We start from the raw sequence: 17,200 nt of genomic DNA, 5'->3' as shown, positions 1-17,200 counted from the left end.
GCCGGGATTTCCGCAACCTTCCGGCCCTCAGCCGCCGGTGATGTCCACCTGCGGGAAATGCTCCGTCTTCCAGGTGTCTCCGCTTCCCGCCGCAGCGGCGTTCTTCAGGTTCACGATCCGGCGGACCGCCGCCCCGGAGGCGAAATCCGGCTGGGTCACCAGCCAGTCCGCCGCCTCATCCGGAGAGTTGTTCCAGAGTCGGAAGAACACATGGCCGAAGGCGGCGGCCTTTCCCTCCGCGGTGGGGATGGAGTCGAAGAACACACGGGAATCCCCGCCTTGGTTCGCGAACCGGAACTCGCCGTGCAGGCGCTCCATCATCCAGTTGTATTTCTCCGGATTATCCTTCCATGCGCGGTCCGCCATCGACATCGCGGTCTGCAGGTCCGACGTGCCGATCCGGCCGATGTGGCTGTGCAGGGCGCTGTTATACAGGGCGGTTCCTTTCAGGGTTTCGATGAAAGCGGCGGCCGCCCCCAGGTCCGTCTCCGTCCATTTGTTCATCGCAACGTCGATGGCGAACTGGGTTTTCGTCTCCACGGGCAGGGAGGCGATGTGGCGGGCGCAGCCTGCGGGATCCAGCTCCATCCACCTGCGGATGAGGATCTGCCACTCCAGTTGCTTCTTCGCCTGCGGGTCGGAGGCATCCAGCGCGTTCAGGTAGGCCAGCGCGTTCTCCGCCGTCATCCCGTCCACCTCGCGCACCCACGCGGAGATGCGGTCGGCGGGATTCTTCATCCGGATGGTTTTGGCGATCTTCGCATCGATGGAGACCCGCCCGCCGGAGGCATCATCCGCCTTGGATCTCAAACTGCTCATGGATCGTCCGGGCTTTCCCGTCTCCTCGTCCAGAGAGAGCCAGGCCTCTTTCCGCTGCCGGTCCTTGCTTTCCGTCTCAGCCTGCTCCAGGCGGTTGACATTCATCGCGCCACTGAGTGCGAATCCACCGGCGAAGGCCACGGCCACCCCCACCATCCACGGCCACGAACGGACCAATCCCGGCGCATTGCTCATCCTGCCACGCTCTCCGGCATGGCTGTATGATTCAAGCGGAAAGCTTGTTCATGATGAACTCACCTTCACCAGCAGCCCGCGCTTCTTCGCGGTGCGCAGGGAGAGGGAGAAAACAAACCCGGCCAGGGTCAGGTAGAGCGCGTTCAGGGCGAAGGCGACCGCCATCGACCGCCAGTCCGCGCCACCGTGGGTGAGGATGTGGCGCATGCCCTCGAACACATGGGACGGCGGCAGCGCGTGGGCCACCGGTTGCAGCCAGGAGGGCAGGGCGGATACCGGATAGAACACCGCCGCCACAGGCTGGATCATGAACGGGATGGCCCATGCCAACGACTCCGCCCCGTGTCCGTAGCGCAGGATCAGCGCCGTCACCATCACGCCCAGGCACCAGCCGAACAGCATCAGGTTCACATAGAACAGCACCAGGCTGATCTTGAACTGGAACAGATTGAACGCATACGCCACCCACGCGATGACGATCATCACCACCGTCGTCACGAACACCCGCAGCACGCCCACCACGCAGGTCGCCGCCAGATACTCTGTCATCCTCACCGGCGCGGCGAAGACGTTCAACAGGTTCCGCGTCCATACGTCCTCCAGGAAGGAAATGGCCACACCCTGCTGGGAACGGAACAGCGTGTTCCACAGGATGATGCCGCCGATGAGGAAGGTGATGACTTTCGGGAAATTCCCGCCGCCTTGTCCCTGCAGGTAGCTGGTGAGGAAGCCCCACACCAGGAGCTGGACGATGGGCCAGAAAAACAGCTCCACCAGCCGCACCGGATTGCGCGTGTAGAGCAGCACGTAGCGGGATACCAGGGCGTAGATCGTGTTCGGGTTCATGCCGGTGGGTTCTCCACGGGGTTCTCATGGCCACGGGCCACCTTGATGAAGACGTTCTCCAGATCCTCCTCGTCGAAGTGCGCCACGATCTGTTCCGGCGTCCCTTCCGTGAGGATCTCCCCCTTATGCAGGAAAAGCACCCGGTCGCACACCTCCTCGATGTCGCGCATGTTGTGGGACGTGTAGAGGATGGCCGGGCTGCGCTCCTTCTGGATGCGGCGCACCAGCTTGCGCACCTTGTCCGCGATGTCCGGGTCCAGCGACGCCGTCGGCTCGTCCAGCATCAGAAGGTCCGGATCGTTGAGCAGCGCCTGGCTAGGTTCACGCGGGTGGATTCCCCGGCGCTCAGCCGTCCGGTGATGGAGTCCGCCAGCCGGGTGATTTCCAGCAGTTCCAGCAGCTCGTCCACCTTCTGGTTCGGCTTTGGAACCCCATAGAGCCGGGCGAAGATGCGCAGGTTGTGCTTCACCTTCAGGTTCGACGGCAGGGCGGCGTAGGTCGTGCAGAAGTTCGTCCGCCGCAGGATCTCCAGCCGGTGTTTGGCGAAATCCTTCCCGAACACATGGATGCTCCCGCCGTCTGGGGTGATGAGGCCCAGCAGCATGCTCATCACCGTCGTCTTGCCCGCACCGTTCACGCCCAGCAGTCCCACGACCTCGCCCGGATTGACCGTGAACGAAACATCCTTCACCGCCCTGAAATCGCCGAATGACTTGGCGATGTGGCTGACTGCGAGGATGGGTTCCGGCATGCGGCCGATACTCTAATGGGGAAGGGGAGCTGCGCAACGACGGAAGAGGGGTAGTCGCCCGCAGTCCGGGATTCCTTGATGGGGCTTGCTTCCCGCTTGCGGGCGTTGATCCGGGCTGAATAAGATCGGGGATGTCAGACGTCCACATCGCCGTTCCCGGTGAAGCCCAGCGCACCATATCCGAGGCGGAGGCGCGGGAAACCTCCTCCCGCAAGGGATGGCCTGCAGGAACGCTCTACTGGAAGGACGGCATGCCTGACTGGCGTCCCGTCACGGAACTGGCTCCGGTTCCGGCAGAGTCGCAGTTGAATCCCTACGCGACGCCTACGGTGGCGGAGACGGTCGCTCCGCCGCAGCCCGGGATGTTCACGTTCGTAAAAGATCCGCGTGGTATCACGGTGGTGCTGGTTGTCCTGCTGGGCCTCATTGTTCTCATCGATACGGTCTCCCTGTTGCTCAACTTCTCCCAGCATGTGATGCTGTCACGGTCCTTCACCGATGAGGAAGCGACGGCCAATGACAGCCGGCAGGGCATGGTGTTTGTCGTCCGTCTGATCACCTTCATCGCCACGACCGTCTGCTTCTGCATGTGGATCCACCGGGCGAACAGGAACTCGCGCGGCTTCGGGGCGCAGAACATGCAGTTCACTCCGGGATGGGCGGTGGGATGGTACTTCATTCCTTTCGCCAACCTGGTGAAGCCCTGCCAGTCGATGGCGGAGATCTGGAAAGTCAGTGGTGATCCCTTCGGCTGGACCCAGCGCAAGGCGGGGCCGGTCGTAGCCACGTGGTGGACGCTCTGGATTCTCAACAACATCTCGTCGAATGTCGCAAGCCGGCTCTCCGGAAACGCCCGGAACATCGTCGACCTCCAGGCATCCACTGTTGCCTGGATGGTAGCGATCGGAATTTCCATCGCCTCCGCCGTGTCCGCGATCATCCTGGTCCGGGGCGTGTATCGCCGCCAGGCTGCACTGGTCAGGGGCAGCCGTGATGAGACGGGGGGAGTGTGAACCTCTCCGCTTCATCCGTTTTTCACGGTCACCGCATCATCCCTTCACCCGGGTGGTGGCGGAGTGGTGTCCGTGAACGCCCCGCATCCTTTCCCCCGCACCTCCGCTCCACGCCACGCGCCGTTGCCGCCGGGCGCATCGTGGAAATCTTGTGTATTCACCATCACGGCGCTGCTGCCGGTGCCGGGTGTCTTCATCCTTTATGGCATCGACGGGCTCATCCTCCCGGCGATCATCCTCGGCGGTCATTCGTGCCTAGCCTTCGCCGCCGCCGCCATTGCCGGGATCTTCCTCTGCTTTGCCGCCCGTGAACGACGTGAACCGTGCCGTGGACTGCTGACCCTGGCCCTGGCGGGAAACCTGGCATGTGCCGCGCTGGCGTTTGTGTTCATGTTCCGGCTGCATGAGATCCGCGAGGAACCCGTTCCCAGCAGACCTTCCGTTCTCAGGACGGCGGGTCACTGGCCCGGCAGTCCGGATTAGATCATTCCTGTTTGCTCCTGAGAATCCTCTGGATAAGCCCGCTGTCCGATACGTAGCCGACCACCACCACCAGGGAGAAGAGGAGAAAGCACGAGCCCACAATCCATCTGATCCATTGGGGGCCATCTGCCACCCACTCGCGGGGAAAGATGTCAAAGGAGGCAACCGCACCGATGACGAGAACGGCACCAGACAGGAGGATCAGAATCTTCGCCGGGGTTCTCATGGTCCCATCATCATGAACGACCGCTGTGGAATGCAAGGGGTGTGTTTCCATCGCCTGACCGGCTGATCACCTCGTGGGTGAATAAAAAAAAGACCGGCGTTTCCGCCGGTCTTCTGAAGGATGTAAGGGAGCCTTACTTGTTGAGGATCTTCGCCACGGCGGGAGCGCGCAGGCGATGGGACTCCGGCAGGCCGCCGCCGAGCAGCGGGCGGCAGTAGGCGTGGAACGCCTGGGTGACGCCGTTGCCTTCCGCGTTGATGAACTCGTCGGGCATGTGCTTGGTCTTGCCAGCCACCTTCTTGATGTCCACCAGTTCGTAATCGACGCTGTAGTCGAGTACCGGGCGCTTGATGGCGACGGAACCGTCGACATCGTCCCACATGGCGAACTGGACGGCCTTTTCACCCACCTCGCGGGCTTCGCGGGCGTCGCGGTCGGAGACCACGCCCATGAAGGAACGCTGCAGGTAGCCGAAGGTGTCCGAACGGACGCGCTTGATGCCGAGGCCGTCGCGGATGGTGTTCGCGAGCAGGTCACCGAGGGCACCGGTGCCGGAAAGCTGGATGTTGCCGTGGGAGTCACGCTCTTCCTTGCCGAGCAGCTTGGTGATCATCGCGGTGCCGTTCGCATCGGAGATGCCTTCGGAAGCGGCGATGGTGACCAGGCCGTGCTCCTTGTAGACGCGGTCCACGTCGGCCAGGAACTTGTCCGTGTCGAACGCGCGCTCCGGCAGGTAGATGAGGTGCGGGCCGTCATCCACATACTTGCGGGCGAGGGCGGAGGCGGCGGTGAGGAAGCCGGCATGGCGGCCCATCACGATGCCGATGTAGACACCGCGGAGCGCGCGGTTGTCCAGGTTCACGCCCTGGAACGCCTGGCTGACGAAGCGTGCGGCGGAACCGAAGCCCGGGCAGTGGTCGTTTTCCTCGAGGTCGTTGTCGATCGTCTTCGGGATGTGGATCGCGCGGAGATCGTAGTTCGCGGCCTTCGCCTGCTCGTTGACGATGCGGACGGTGTCGGAGGAATCGTTGCCGCCGACGTAGAAGAAATAGCGGATGTCGTGGGCCTGCATCACCTTGAACATGCGGGCGCAGTATTCCTCGTCCGGCTTGTCACGGGTGGACAGGAGGCCGGAGGATGGGGTGCCGGCGACTTGCTCCAGATTGTGGGTCGTCTCCCGGGTCAGGTCGACGAAGTTCTCATCGATGATGCCGCGCACGCCGTGGACGGCTCCGTAGATGGAGGTCACCTGGCTGAATTTGCGGGCTTCGAGGGCGACGCCGACGACGCTCTGGTTGATGACAGGGGTTGGGCCGCCGCCTTGCGCGACGAGAACTTTTCCTACTAAGCGACTCATGGGGCCGCGAAAATGGGGGAACCGGTGTCAGATGCAAGCCCTGATGCGGGGCGGATTTGCAGAAATTTCGCCATCCGGGGCATGGAAATCATTAACCACAGATGAACACAGAAAATCACAGATAAAGGCAGGCTTGCGATGTGATCAGGACATCAGCAGCACGCCGCAGATGATCCCCGCCACGCACACCGCCTTTGCCCGGAAGTGCTTTTCCTTGAACCCGATGATGCCGATGAGCAGGGAAATGACCACCGCTCCACGGCGCACCGGTGAGATCACGGAGATGAGCGCGTCCGGCTGCGCCACCGCCGTGAAGTAGAGGATGTCCGCCGCCAGCAGCGACAGGCCGATGGCCGGGATGGCCCAGTGCCAATGGAACGCAGGGCCTTTTCTCCGGAAGAACTGCACTGCGACGGCGGGCAGCAGGATGAGGCCCATGTCCACGCTGAACCATGCCTGGACCGTGGAAGGGGTGAGCCCGGCGTTCTGGAGCAGGAACTTGTCATAAAGGGCGGACGCCGCTCCCAGAAACATGGCACCCACCATCCACCACACACCGCGGTCGCGGTGGAAATGGATGCCCTCTTTCCGGCCCACCATCGAGAACGCGAGGAAGGAAATGATGATCAGCGCCACCCCTGCCCACTGCCGGGCGTTGGGGGATTCATGGAATACCAGCACGGCGAACAGGACGGTCCACATGGGGGCGCTGGCACGGATGGGCCCCGCCACGGACATCGGCAGCCGCTTGATGCCGTTGAACCCGCAGATCCAGGAGGTCACCACCAGGACCGCCTTCGCCAGGATCATGAGGTGCTCCCGGCCGGACAGGGCATCCACCCGGAAGAAAGGGGAAGGCAGTGTCGCGGGGGAAACCGCCGACCACACCATGAACGGCAGCCATACCGCCGCCCCGGTGCAGATGCTCAGGAACAGCACCGGCAGCACCGCGTTGTCCCGCACGGCGAGCTTCTTGAAGAGATCATACACGCCCAACAGGAGCGCGGAAAGGATGCTGAGATAGAGCCAGGACACGGGGAACGGCCCCTCCATCGTCCGGATCCGCCCTGCAATCCAGCTTCATTTCCGCCGAAATCTCCGGGAAGGAGCGCCTCCGGCCAAAGTCGGAGCCGGGGCTTCCCGAACAAGGTGCGGATCGCCCTCAATTTAGACCACAGTCGCATTGCCAGCAGGGCAAAAGCACCTAACATTCTGCCTGAAATGACCCCATTGACCGATCTCCTCGTTTCCGCGGTAGCGGAAGGCAAGCTGCTGGAATCCGCCCGCACCAACATCGAGAACCTGCTGAATGGCAGCACCGGGGAGGTCGCGCAGAAGTCGGTGGAGGAGTTGGTCCACTCCGGAAGCTGGGAGGAACTGAACGACCGCTTCTTCAAGACGCTCGCCTTCGGCACCGGCGGCCTGCGTGGCCGCACCATCGGGCGCAAGGTCACCGCTGCGGAACAGGGGATCGGCGGGCCGAACGGGCGCCCGCAGTTTCCGTGCGTGGGCACCGCGACGATGAACTATTTCAACGTGAATCGCGCCGTGCGCGGCCTCATCGAATACACGAAGAAATTCGTCGGTGCGGACCGCAGGCCGTTGATCGTCTTTGCTCATGACACGCGCCATTTCTCCCGCGACTTCGCCGAGTATTGCGCGAAGGTCTGCGCGGACTTCGGCTGCGATGCCTATCTCTTCGAAGGGCCGCGCTCGACCCCTCAGCTTTCCTTCACCGTGCGTGAACTCGGAGCGGATGCCGGCGTGGTGCTCACCGCCAGCCACAATCCTCCCCACGACAACGGCTTCAAGGCCTACTTCAACGCTGGCGCGCAGATCGTGGATCCTCATGCCTCGGGCATCATCAATGAAGTCAACGCCGTCACCAGCGAGCACTACACCCCGGTGGAGGAAGCGGAGCGCGGCACGGTCACGATCCTGGGCGTGGACATGGACGAACGCTACAAGGCGCGGCTGAAAACGCTGCTGCTGAAGCCATCCCTGCTGGAGAACGGTTCGGCGAAGGTGGTGGTCACCAACCTCCACGGCACCGGCGGCCACATCGTCGTGCCGATGCTGAAGGACTTCGGATTCGAGGTGGAGACCGTGCCTGAGCAGGATGTGCAGGACGGACGTTTCCCGACCGTGGAGTCCCCGAATCCGGAAAACGCTCCGGCTTTGAAAATGGGCATCGACCTCGCGGAGGCAACCGGTGCGGAGATCGTCATCGGCACGGACCCGGACGCGGACCGCATGGGCGTGGCCGTGCGTGATCGGGAAGGGAAGATGGTGTTGCTGACCGGCAACCAGATCGGCTCGCTGATGGCATGGTACCGGCTAAAGACCGCGTTCGAGATCGGCTGGCTCACACCATCGAACCGCACCCGCGCGGTGCTGGTGAAAACCTTCGTCACCACGGAACTGCAGCACGCCATCGCGGACGGCTTCGGCGTCAGCATCGTGGACACCCTGACCGGCTTCAAATACATCGCGGAAAAGCTGCGGAAGTATGAGGACGCCATCCCGGCGGACAAGAAGGGGGCGGGCTACCGCACGCTCAGTGAGGAGCAGACCCGCGCGCTGCGGTTGGAATACTCCCGCTTCTTCGTCTTCGGCGGTGAGGAAAGCTACGGCTACCTGGGCTCCGACGCGATCCGTGACAAGGACGCGAACGGCGCCGCCGTCATGTTCGCGGAGGTCGCCGCTTATGCGAAGTCCGTCGGCAAGACTCTGCCGGAGCTGATGGATGATATCTACAGTGAGTTCGGCTACTACCTGGAGCTGGGCAAATCCCTCACGCTGGAAGGCGCTGACGGTGCTGCGAAGATCCAGGCTCTGGCGAACTCCTACGCGAGCAACCCGCCGGAAGTCGTGGACGGCTCCGCGGTCCTGCGCGTGCGGGATTTCTCCAAGCAGGATCTCTTCGACCAGGAAGGCGACCTGATCCCGAAGGAAAAGATGCTCTTCGTGGACCTCGAAGATGGTCGCTCCTTCGCCGTGCGCCCATCCGGCACGGAACCGAAGATCAAGTTCTACCTCTTCGGCAAGGCCGCTCCCGGCGGTGACCTGGGCGCGACCAAGCAGGCGGTCGGCGACGGCCTGGCCGGTCTCTGGAAATGGATCGAGGCGGACGCCGCGACGCGGGCCTGATGCCGCATTCCATGAAAGCGCGGTTCCCTTGGTTGGGAGCCGCGTTTTTGTTGTGGTGGATACCGCTTTCTGATATTGCGGCGGTATGAAACCCATCGCCCGCTTTGACTCCCCGGAAGAAGCCTATCTGTTCCGCTCTTTCCTCGCATCGAGGGGGATCGGTTCGGCGGTGCTGGATGAGTATGTGTCGCAGCTTTTCTGGAACTACCGCTTCGCCACCGGTGGTGTTCGTGTCGTCCTGGAGGATGATGGCGACCGTGAGGATGCGGAGATCCTGAAGGAGGAATATCTGTCGGCTCTATCTCCGGAACCGGAAGAAGAAGTGGTCGGCTGGCCGGTGGTTGCCGTGCTGTCGCTGGTCATGGGCGTGCCGATGCCCGTCTTCGGAAAACGCCGCGTCCCAAGGAAAGACGATGCCGCATGAGTAAGGAGGGGGCACACTCCTGTGCCCCGGCGGCATTGGCGAATGAAGGGGTAGAAATCATCGGTTATAAGTTATCAGCATAAGACGAAGGTTGAGCGCGAATCTTGCGGATCCCGAAGAGATCCGTTTCTCTGCTTTGCGTCCTTTGCGGCTTTGTGGTGAAACTTTTCTGATTCGCCAATGCCGCCGGTGGACAAGAGTGTCCACCCTCCTTTCACCCTCCTCACGCCCCCCGTTTCGCCAGCGCCTCGAACACAGGCCCCGGCACATAGCGTTTCACCGTGTCCTCCCAGCCGACGGGGCCGGTGAGGGACTTGATCATGCTGGAGGATACCTCCGCGATGTCGCGCGGCGGCATCAGGAACACGGTGGTGATGTCCGGCGCCATGTCCGCGTTGAGGTGCTTCATCACGCGCTCGTATTCATAGTCGTGTGAGGACCGGATGCCGCGGATGATGTACTTCGCGTCCATCTTCTTCGCGTAGTCCACGAGGTAGCGGTTGTCGAAGTGCTCGATGGACAGCCGCTCATGCGGCGGGATGGAGGCGCGCAAAAGCTCGATGCGGTGGGGGACTGTGAACGTATAGGTCTTCGACGGGTTCTCACCGATGGCGACAATCAGGCGGTCGAAGAGTTCAAGTCCACGCGCGATCATCCACAGATGGCCGTTGGTGGGGGGATCAAAGGAACCGGCATAGACCGCGGTGCGCATGCGGAAAGAGTGGGATGCGGAGTTCAGGATGCAAGATTCAAGATGGGGTGATGAATGATAGTGTGGTGGTTCTCACAAGCGGAATCCAACCCGACGCCTTTGGTCTGGAAAAGACCACGGTGATGTGGATGTTATCGTCCGTCCCGCCTCGCGCCGCCGGAACGCTGGAGAGAGATGAGTGATATCCCACATGACAGATCCTTGAAATCCGGAGCGGTCAGGTTTCTGCCGGTCATCCTGGCGTGCAGCCTGATCGGAGGCATTCTCACTTGGTCCGTCGCCCGCTCCCACGTCGGACCGGGAGTGAGCTTTTGGCCTTACTTCAAGGATGGCCTCGTCCTCGGGGCGCTGACAGGTGCTGTGACAGCGATATCCCGGTCACCTGCGATAAGGATCATCATGGGGCTGTTGCTTCTGGCAGCCTGCGGATTCCTCTACCACTTCCTCGTTATCGCCATGATGAGCGTTTGAGCGTCCGGATATGTCGGATCCCGCATCCTGAAACCTGTATCTCTTCAAATCGTCCCCTGGTTCAAGGCGTGGACGATCTCCCCGGAGGCGGAGGTGTACTGGTAGGAAGAGCGGAGCGTTTCCGTCAGGTAGTCCTTCGCCGCGGCGACAGCGGCGGGCAGATCATCCCCGAGGGCGAGGCGGGCGGCGATGGCGGCGGAAAGGGTGCAGCCGGTGCCATGGGAGCCGGGGACATCGAGCCGCGGTGTGGTGAAGCGGTGGACTTTCCCATCCTCGATCAGGAGATCGAGGCAGTCCGGGGAGTCGAGGTGACCGCCTTTCAGCAGGACGTTCGTCCGGTAGAGGGTGGCCAGCTTGCGTGCGGCGGGTTCTACGGATGCGGCGTCCGGGATCTTTTCACCCAGCAGGGTCTCCGCCTCCGGCAGGTTGGGCGTGATCACGCGGGCCAGCGGGAAAAGTTGTTCCTTGTAGGCGGTGACGGCACCGGGATCCAGCAGGGTGTCTCCGGTGGAGGCGATCATCACCGGGTCCACCACCAGCGCGGTGGGCGTCCGCTGGCTGAAAATGCGGGTCATCGCCTCGATGTAGGGCGTGGACAGCAGCATGCCGGTCTTCAGCGCGGCGATGGGGAACGTGTCGAACATCAGCTCCACCTGGTCGGTCACGATGTCCAGCGGGGCCGGGTGGACCGCCCGGACGACATTCGCCGTTTCCGAGACGATGCAGGTCACCGCGGTGAGACCATGGACACGGAAGTGCTGGAACGTCTTTAGGTCAGCCTGGATGCCTGCGCCGGAAGAACAGTCGGATCCGGCGATGGTGAGGGCGACAGGCGGCGTGGGCATGCGCGGGATTGAGAACGGAGCCGGGAGGCCGGGCAATGATGAAAGAATGATGGTGGATCGCCGCCACCATCATTCGTGCTTGGCAGCGTGCCGCGCCAGCGGGAGCATCCGCCCATGGCAGATGTGATCCGGGAATTCGACGGCCTGCGGGTGAAGGTGGACGATGTGGTCTACATGCCCAGCCTGGACGCGCCCACGGACAAGCCGCACCCCTTCGTCTATTTCATATCAATCCATAATGATTCTCCGGTTCCCGTGACTATCAAGGGACGTAAATGGGTGGTGAAGGAGGCGAATGGAGAGGTCGTGGTGGTGGAGGGGGACGGTGTGGTCGGCCAGAGGCCGGTCATCCAGCCAGGCGACCATTTTTCCTACAACAGCTACCACGTCGTGGCCGGGAATGCGGAGGCGGCAGGGGCCTTTTTCGGCGAAACCGCCGCCGGGGAATGGATTTTCACCCGGATCCCTGACTTCAAGTTGGTTATCCCCGGATGGGTCTGAAATCCCACGCGATTCGGGCCTTCCGGCAGGAAATCAAAGAAAAAGACGACTTTAGGCTTGCGCCGCCTGGGGGGTAGGGCTATTTCCCGCGTCCCGAATTCTCAATTATGGCAAAGAAAAGTTGGATCGCACGCAACGAGCGCAAAGCAGCAACCGTCAAGAAGTACGCTGAACTCCGCTTGAAACTCAAGAAGGAGAAGGATTATGTCGGACTGTCGATGCTGCCTCGCAATGCGAGCCCGACCCGCCTGGTGAACCGTTGTGAGATCACCGGCCGCCGCCGCGCTTTCCTCCGCCGCTTCCGTCTCTCCCGGATCACTTTCCGTGAACTTGCCTCCGCAGGCATGATTCCCGGTGTGACCAAGTCGAGCTGGTAAGCTGGCACGGGATACGCTATTTTCCGACGCGGAATGGAAATTTCCCATTCCGCGTCTCCTTTATGCCAATTTACGAATACGTCTCCGAAGCCTCCGAAGATCCCGAGCATTCGTGCCGAATCTGTGCCAAAGGCTTTGAATTGAGACGACCGGTGGACCGGGCTCCGTTGGAGGTTTGCCCGCTCTGCAAGAACCCGGTCAAGAAGGTGATTTCCCGTGTGAACTCACCGGTGGTTTCGAAACCCATGTCGGTGACCGATGCCAAAAAGGCCGGCTTCACGATCCTCCAGAAGCGCGATCAGGGCGTTTACGAGAAACTCTGACCTCGTAATGCGATGATCGACCTCATTTCCCATTTCCAGTTCCTTGCCAGCGTCGCGCCGGATCCCGCCACCGAGTTCCCGAGCACGGAAAAGGCGCTGCTCTACATCGCGGGAATCATTTTCTTCCTGCTGCTGAACGCGTTCTTCGTCGCGTCCGAGTTCGCGATCGTGAAGGTCCGGCCCAGTCAGATCGAAGGAGAACTGAAGGAAAATCCGGTGAAGGCGGCAACTGCCCTGAAGGTGGTCAACAACCTCGACGGCTACCTTTCCGCCAACCAGCTCGGCATCACCATCGCCTCACTGGCGCTCGGTTTCCTGGGTGAACCGTTCGTCGCGGCCATGGTATCGCCCCTGCTGATGCAGACGGGCATGTCCGTATGGTGGGTGAAGGGCATTTCCTTCGCCCTGGCCATCGTCTCGTTCACCTTCCTCCACGTGGTCATCGGTGAACTGATGCCCAAGTCCATCGCCATCAGCCGCTCGGTCGGTGTGACGATGAACCTGGCCGCGCCGCTCCATGCTTTCTACAAGACCGCGCACTGGGCCATCCTGGTGCTGAACGGCACCGCCAACTGGCTGCTGAAGAAGCTGTTCAACATCGAGCCGATCCGGGAAGGGGATCACACGCACTCCGCGGAGGAACTGGCCTTGCTGGTCGCGCAGAGCGAGAAATCGCAGGAAGTCACCGAAACCGAGCGCGAGATCCTCATCAACGCCCTTGGTCTGAACGAGCTGTGGGTGCGTGACGTGATGACGCCGCGGAACAAGGTCATCGTCCTGGATGCGGACGCGCCGTTCTCGGACGCGCTCGATACCGCGATGCGGAGCAAGCACACCCGCTTCCCGCTGGTGAAGGGGCACCTCGACCAGGCGGTCGGCCTGATCCATATCAAGGATCTGTTCAAGACGATGCGTGAGCCGGAACCGAGCCTCACCCGCATCAAGCGCGACCTGAAGATCGTCCCGGATACCATGCCGCTGGACATGCTGCTGAAGTTCTTCCTGAAGGAGCACGCGCACCTCGCGCTGGTGGTGGATGAGTTCGGTACGCCGGCGGGTATCGTCTTCCTCGACAACGTGATCGAGGAACTCGTCGGGGAGATCCAGGACGAGTTCGACAACGAACGTTCCCAGTTCAGCCGGATCAATGATGACGAGTTCATCGTGGAAGGTTCGATGACGCTCAACGACCTCGAGGGGTACGTCGAGGAACTGTATCTGGAGAGTGGTGAGGTCACCACCGTGGGCGGTTACCTGACGCAGCAGCTCGGCCGGTTCCCGGAAGTGGGTGAAACCGTCGAGGTGCTCGGCTACGAGGCGAAGGTCACCAGCATCGACGGACGCCGTGTGGGGCAGGTCCACTTCCGCAAGCTGCCGGAACCGAGCGCGGAGACTTCCGCAGCGGTTGAAGATTCCTCCGCCGCCTGATTGTCTCCGGTGATGCGGATCGATATCGTCACGCTGTTCCCTGAGGTCGCGCTCGCTCCGCTGAGCGACTCGATCATCCAGCGCGCGCGCGCGGCTGGGTTGGTGGAAGTGCAGGCCCACCAACTGCGGGACTGGTCCGTGGACAGGCACAAGAGGGTGGACGACACCTTGTGCGGAGGTGGGCAGGGAATGTTGCTGAAACCGGAGCCGCTGTTCGCCGCGGTGGAGGCGCTGAAACAGGCGGATACGCTTGTGGTGCTGATGACCCCACAGGGCAGGCCGTTCAGGCAGGCCGTGGCGCAGGAACTTTCCAAGGCCTCCCATCTGCTGGTCCTTTGCGGACATTACGAAGGGGTGGACCACCGGGTGATCGAGTCCTTGGTCGATGTGGAGCTCTCCATCGGTGACTACGTGCTCACCAACGGAGCCATCGCCGCAGCCGTGGTGTGTGACGCGGTGATCCGTCTGCTCCCCGGTGCGCTGGGCGACGAGCGGTCCCATGTGGAAGAGTCCTTTTCCGATCCCAACCTGCTGGAGGCTCCTTCCTATACCCGACCGATCGAGTTCCGGGGCATGAAAGTGCCGGATGTCCTCACCTCCGGCCACCACGCGAACATCCAGGCGTGGAAGAAGGAAATGGCTCTGGAACGGACGAGGGTCAACCGTCCGGATCTGTTGGATTGAATGATCAACTGGTAGGGGCGGAGGGATGAAGTTCCTCCCTTTTCTGATGGCCCCAGTGATCTGTGTGCTGCTCCCAGCTTGCACGATGGGGAAGACGGTGACGGTGCCGGTGAGCGGGGGATGTGGCTTTTCCGGGTAGGTGATCAGCCCGGATGCGGCTACCTGCAACCCTGATGGGGAGTGCACGGTGTGCAAGAACTGCTAGTACAGCAAAAACTGCACGTCCGGTGGGAAGTGCAGGGTGTGCAGGAATAGGAAGTAAGGGGGGCGGGTTACTTGAGGGATGCCAACCACTTTTCCCGGAATGCGGGATGGCATGCCTCTGTCTCGAATACCCGGGAGAAGGTGAGGTTGTAGAGATCCGCGTTGCGGTCACCCCAGTTGATCTGGTCGCGGACGGAGTCGATCATCTGGCACTGGATGAGTTTGTTGCGCCTGTTGTTGCCGAGTCCGTCGGTGAAGTCGCCGTCGAAGGAGATAGTGAACCGCTTGACCTTCATGCCGTTGGGGTGGGAAAGGGCGGCGAGTTTGAGCATCTGCATCTGCAGGAGCTTCGGATGGTCGGCGTAGTTGTCGGCGTAGGCGTTGATCTGGATGACCCAGCCGTCTTCCCAGACGGCCGTGCTGTCGAGATAGCGGTCTCCGAGCTCTTTTTGGGCGAGGCGCTTGATATTGCTAGGGACGTCGGCGGTCCTCTTTCGCTCCGCCTCTGCTGCTGCGGCGGCCTTTTCGGCTGCGGCGGCTTTTTCCGCGGCTTCCTGGGCTGTCAGCACTTTCCGATACTCTGCTTCTTTCCGGGCCTCTTCGTCGGCGTTGAGGCGGTTCTTTTCGCGGAGGGCGGCTTGTTTGGCCTCACGGGCACGGGCGAGGCGGGCTTTTTCTTCTTCGTCGGCGCGCTGCTCCGGGGTCATGGCTGCGAGGCGGGTTTCCTCGGCGGCTCTGGCGGCGGCGGCTTGTTCCTGAAGGTCTTTCTGAGCTGCGGCTTGCTTTCGGGCGACTTCCTTGTTTGCCATGACTCCGGCGACAGCGATGAGGATGAGAAACGCGACGAAGGCGATGGAGGCCCATTTGAGGAGGGTGAGGCATCCGCCGCGCTTTCTCACGGGGACATGATGGGCGGAAAGGGGAGGAGGAGACATTTCAAGAATATGTATGAAGTTGAATATCACAAATTCACTTCCAAAATAACTCCGCCAGCATTTATGAGTTCTCTAGTGGCGTTCCTTAGAGGAGCTAGATTACTATCTAGCGGAAATAGTTTTACTGCCCCTTCCGGAATACCTGGCCCTTTTCCAAATAGTACGTCATTTCCGTGATTCTCGACAATTCTGCCCAGTTCACTGCTTTTGACCGCCTTCGTTAAAATTAATGCGTAATGTTGAACATCCCGGTCTTGGGTGATCCTGGTTTGCAGTGGCCGATTCTGAGGGGTCGATAGTTTATCCAACCTCTCGAGTATGATCGAGAGCGCGTCCCCTTCTTTGGCATCGGCTCTGATAATGTTTTCTCTCGCTGCCCGATAAATTGGGTTGTCGGGCTTTTCCTCCAATAAAGCGGCTTGAACCTCTGCTTCCAGTTGGGGTTTCAGGACCTCGACCCCCATGATGTCATTATCGAAAAAGATCGTCCTTTCATGGGCGATATCGAAGGGAAGCCGGGTGGACTGGTGAGTGATGCAGACAACGGGAAGTCGTTTCGCGTGACGCACCGCGAGCTCGTACATGACGTTGGGATTAAGGTCGGTGAGGTTTGCGATCACCAACTCCGCCTCCAGCAATCGGCGGACGATGTCGATGCTGATAGAGCCGGTCCCGTTCACTTCATGGGAAGCTCTCACCTCGAATCCCATTGGCTCGAGGACAGGGCGGATGACCGAAGCGAGCAAACCATCGGTGAGGCGTCTGGTGCCGGACGCCCCATCGCCGATAGGCGTTATGAAAAAGCACTGCTTTTTCTTATCCTTGTTTGTCGGGGATGGATCTTCCTGCTTCTTTGTCATGGGAGGGGAATCATCCAACCATATCTCCCCGGGTGATCAAGCTGCTTTGTTAGAGGGCCCCGGGTGGGGTCAGGCTTAGGTGCTGACGATGTTGGAGGGGTAGGAGGCGGCGAGTGAGCGGGCGTTTTCCCGGTTGAGGGAGAACCAGGTGGTGGCGTCTTCCTCGAAGCGGGGGGTTGAGGTAGGTGCCGATGACCATGTCCTGGGTGTGGCCCATCTCCAGGGTGACGGTGGCGATGAAGAGTTTTCCGTCGAGACCCTTGTAGGTGATCTTCCAGCTGCCGGAATGGGCGCCAGTACCGCGCTGGGTGAGCTTGGCCGTGAGTGGACCGATCTTTACGGGCTTCACCACTGCGGAACCATGGGAGGATGGTGCCTTGGTCATGGGTGGAAATTAACCGTCTTTGAAAGCATTTTCAGGAGCTTTCGGAAACAATGGTCCTTATTTTAAAGGGATTTCCCGATTATGCTGGTAGGGGCGGAGGGATTTGAAGCCTCGACCCGGCCCTTATAAAGAACCCGCTCTGACCGCTGAGCTACACCCCCGGATATGATGCCCGGAGCATCATATTCGGTGTGGGTGGCGGGTATTGAGG

General features: G+C 61.3%; 22 protein-coding genes and 1 tRNA gene. 10 read left to right on the top strand and 13 right to left on the bottom strand.

Going from position 1 to position 17,200, the window contains the following annotated elements; translation table 11 throughout:
* Positions 1-27 precede the first annotated feature (27 nt).
* From OVA24_RS14135 to OVA24_RS14120, 4 genes are read right to left on the bottom strand one after another with little or no spacing between them, the layout of a single operon-like run.
* Positions 28-1,014, bottom strand: a complete 987-nt coding sequence (locus OVA24_RS14135) for a hypothetical protein (RefSeq protein ID WP_267670527.1) — start codon at positions 1,012-1,014, stop codon at positions 28-30.
* 48 nt (positions 1,015-1,062) lie between these two features.
* Positions 1,063-1,860 (bottom strand): ABC transporter permease, encoded by a 798-nt coding sequence (locus OVA24_RS14130; RefSeq protein WP_267670525.1) that lies wholly within the window; start codon positions 1,858-1,860, stop codon positions 1,063-1,065.
* A complete protein-coding gene (locus OVA24_RS14125) occupies positions 1,857-2,144 on the bottom strand; it encodes an ATP-binding cassette domain-containing protein (RefSeq protein ID WP_267670524.1) in 288 nt (95 codons plus the stop codon). Before OVA24_RS14125 ends, OVA24_RS14130 begins: the two co-directional genes overlap by 4 nt.
* A complete protein-coding gene (locus OVA24_RS14120) occupies positions 2,144-2,611 on the bottom strand; it encodes an ATP-binding cassette domain-containing protein (RefSeq protein ID WP_267670523.1) in 468 nt (155 codons plus the stop codon). The genes OVA24_RS14125 and OVA24_RS14120 overlap by 1 nt, the downstream gene beginning before the upstream one ends.
* A gap of 131 nt (positions 2,612-2,742) precedes the next feature.
* Between OVA24_RS14120 and OVA24_RS14115 the strand changes: the two genes are divergently transcribed.
* Complete coding sequence (locus tag OVA24_RS14115; RefSeq protein WP_267670521.1) at positions 2,743-3,624, top strand: DUF4328 domain-containing protein; 882 nt, start codon at positions 2,743-2,745, stop codon at positions 3,622-3,624.
* Positions 3,625-3,696: 72 nt separating this feature from the next.
* Positions 3,697-4,107, top strand: a complete 411-nt coding sequence (locus OVA24_RS14110; RefSeq protein WP_267670519.1) for a hypothetical protein — start codon at positions 3,697-3,699, stop codon at positions 4,105-4,107.
* Position 4,108: 1 nt separating this feature from the next.
* Here OVA24_RS14110 and OVA24_RS14105 read toward each other — a convergent pair whose 3' ends face one another.
* The 3 genes from OVA24_RS14105 to OVA24_RS14095 all read right to left on the bottom strand — a co-directional run bounded on the left by OVA24_RS14105 (position 4,109) and on the right by OVA24_RS14095 (position 6,725).
* Entirely contained in the window at positions 4,109-4,333 is a 225-nt protein-coding gene (locus tag OVA24_RS14105; RefSeq protein WP_267670518.1) for a hypothetical protein, read from the bottom strand.
* Positions 4,334-4,466: 133 nt separating this feature from the next.
* Positions 4,467-5,690 (bottom strand): 6-phosphofructokinase, encoded by a 1,224-nt coding sequence (locus OVA24_RS14100; RefSeq protein WP_267670517.1) that lies wholly within the window; start codon positions 5,688-5,690, stop codon positions 4,467-4,469.
* Positions 5,691-5,834: 144 nt separating this feature from the next.
* On the bottom strand, positions 5,835-6,725 hold the full coding sequence (locus OVA24_RS14095; RefSeq protein WP_267670516.1) for a DMT family transporter: 891 nt from the start codon (positions 6,723-6,725) through the stop codon (positions 5,835-5,837).
* 186 nt (positions 6,726-6,911) lie between these two features.
* Between OVA24_RS14095 and OVA24_RS14090 the strand changes: the two genes are divergently transcribed.
* Positions 6,912-8,840 carry a phospho-sugar mutase gene (locus OVA24_RS14090; RefSeq protein WP_267670515.1) on the top strand — a complete coding sequence of 643 codons (1,929 nt, stop codon included), beginning with the start codon at positions 6,912-6,914 and terminating at the stop codon, positions 8,838-8,840.
* Between the two features lie 85 nt (positions 8,841-8,925).
* Positions 8,926-9,264: a hypothetical protein gene (locus OVA24_RS14085; protein ID WP_267670514.1), complete on the top strand. Its 339-nt coding sequence runs from the start codon at positions 8,926-8,928 to the stop codon at positions 9,262-9,264.
* 223 nt (positions 9,265-9,487) lie between these two features.
* On the opposite strand, the gene coaD is transcribed toward OVA24_RS14085, so the two are convergent.
* A complete protein-coding gene (coaD, locus tag OVA24_RS14080; RefSeq protein WP_267670512.1) occupies positions 9,488-9,976 on the bottom strand; it encodes a pantetheine-phosphate adenylyltransferase in 489 nt (162 codons plus the stop codon).
* Positions 9,977-10,177: 201 nt separating this feature from the next.
* Here coaD and OVA24_RS14075 point away from each other — a divergent pair, with 201 nt between their 5' ends.
* Positions 10,178-10,447: a hypothetical protein gene (locus OVA24_RS14075; RefSeq protein ID WP_267670511.1), complete on the top strand. Its 270-nt coding sequence runs from the start codon at positions 10,178-10,180 to the stop codon at positions 10,445-10,447.
* A 44-nt stretch (positions 10,448-10,491) separates the two neighbouring features.
* Here OVA24_RS14075 and thiD read toward each other — a convergent pair whose 3' ends face one another.
* Positions 10,492-11,292: a bifunctional hydroxymethylpyrimidine kinase/phosphomethylpyrimidine kinase gene (thiD, locus tag OVA24_RS14070; protein ID WP_267670509.1), complete on the bottom strand. Its 801-nt coding sequence runs from the start codon at positions 11,290-11,292 to the stop codon at positions 10,492-10,494.
* A 114-nt stretch (positions 11,293-11,406) separates the two neighbouring features.
* On the opposite strand from thiD, the gene OVA24_RS14065 reads away from it, so the two are divergent.
* The 5 genes from OVA24_RS14065 (at position 11,407) to trmD (ending at position 14,605) form a co-directional block, all read left to right on the top strand.
* Positions 11,407-11,793 carry an ApaG domain-containing protein gene (locus tag OVA24_RS14065; RefSeq protein ID WP_267670508.1) on the top strand — a complete coding sequence of 129 codons (387 nt, stop codon included), beginning with the start codon at positions 11,407-11,409 and terminating at the stop codon, positions 11,791-11,793.
* Between the two features lie 107 nt (positions 11,794-11,900).
* Complete coding sequence (gene rpsN, locus OVA24_RS14060; RefSeq protein WP_267670507.1) at positions 11,901-12,170, top strand: 30S ribosomal protein S14; 270 nt, start codon at positions 11,901-11,903, stop codon at positions 12,168-12,170.
* A gap of 62 nt (positions 12,171-12,232) precedes the next feature.
* Positions 12,233-12,493, top strand: a complete 261-nt coding sequence (locus OVA24_RS14055) for an FmdB family zinc ribbon protein (RefSeq protein WP_267670505.1) — start codon at positions 12,233-12,235, stop codon at positions 12,491-12,493.
* A gap of 12 nt (positions 12,494-12,505) precedes the next feature.
* Entirely contained in the window at positions 12,506-13,921 is a 1,416-nt protein-coding gene (locus OVA24_RS14050) for a hemolysin family protein (protein WP_267670503.1), read from the top strand.
* Positions 13,922-13,933: 12 nt separating this feature from the next.
* Entirely contained in the window at positions 13,934-14,605 is a 672-nt protein-coding gene (gene trmD, locus OVA24_RS14045) for a tRNA (guanosine(37)-N1)-methyltransferase TrmD (RefSeq protein WP_267670501.1), read from the top strand.
* 272 nt (positions 14,606-14,877) lie between these two features.
* Here trmD and OVA24_RS14040 read toward each other — a convergent pair whose 3' ends face one another.
* The 4 genes from OVA24_RS14040 to OVA24_RS14025 all read right to left on the bottom strand — a co-directional run bounded on the left by OVA24_RS14040 (position 14,878) and on the right by OVA24_RS14025 (position 17,150).
* A complete protein-coding gene (locus OVA24_RS14040; protein ID WP_267670500.1) occupies positions 14,878-15,744 on the bottom strand; it encodes a hypothetical protein in 867 nt (288 codons plus the stop codon).
* A 26-nt stretch (positions 15,745-15,770) separates the two neighbouring features.
* Positions 15,771-16,604, bottom strand: coding sequence for a hypothetical protein (locus OVA24_RS14035; protein WP_267670499.1), 834 nt, complete (start codon positions 16,602-16,604; stop codon positions 15,771-15,773).
* A gap of 49 nt (positions 16,605-16,653) precedes the next feature.
* Entirely contained in the window at positions 16,654-16,989 is a 336-nt protein-coding gene (locus OVA24_RS14030; RefSeq protein ID WP_267670497.1) for a hypothetical protein, read from the bottom strand.
* Between the two features lie 85 nt (positions 16,990-17,074).
* Positions 17,075-17,150 (bottom strand) — tRNA-Ile (locus OVA24_RS14025).
* Between the last annotated feature and the right edge of the window lie 50 nt (positions 17,151-17,200).

It is taken from the genome of Luteolibacter sp. SL250 (genome assembly GCF_026625605.1).
Taxonomy (GTDB): domain Bacteria; phylum Verrucomicrobiota; class Verrucomicrobiia; order Verrucomicrobiales; family Akkermansiaceae; genus Luteolibacter.
This window is presented reverse-complemented; position numbering and strand designations above follow the sequence as displayed.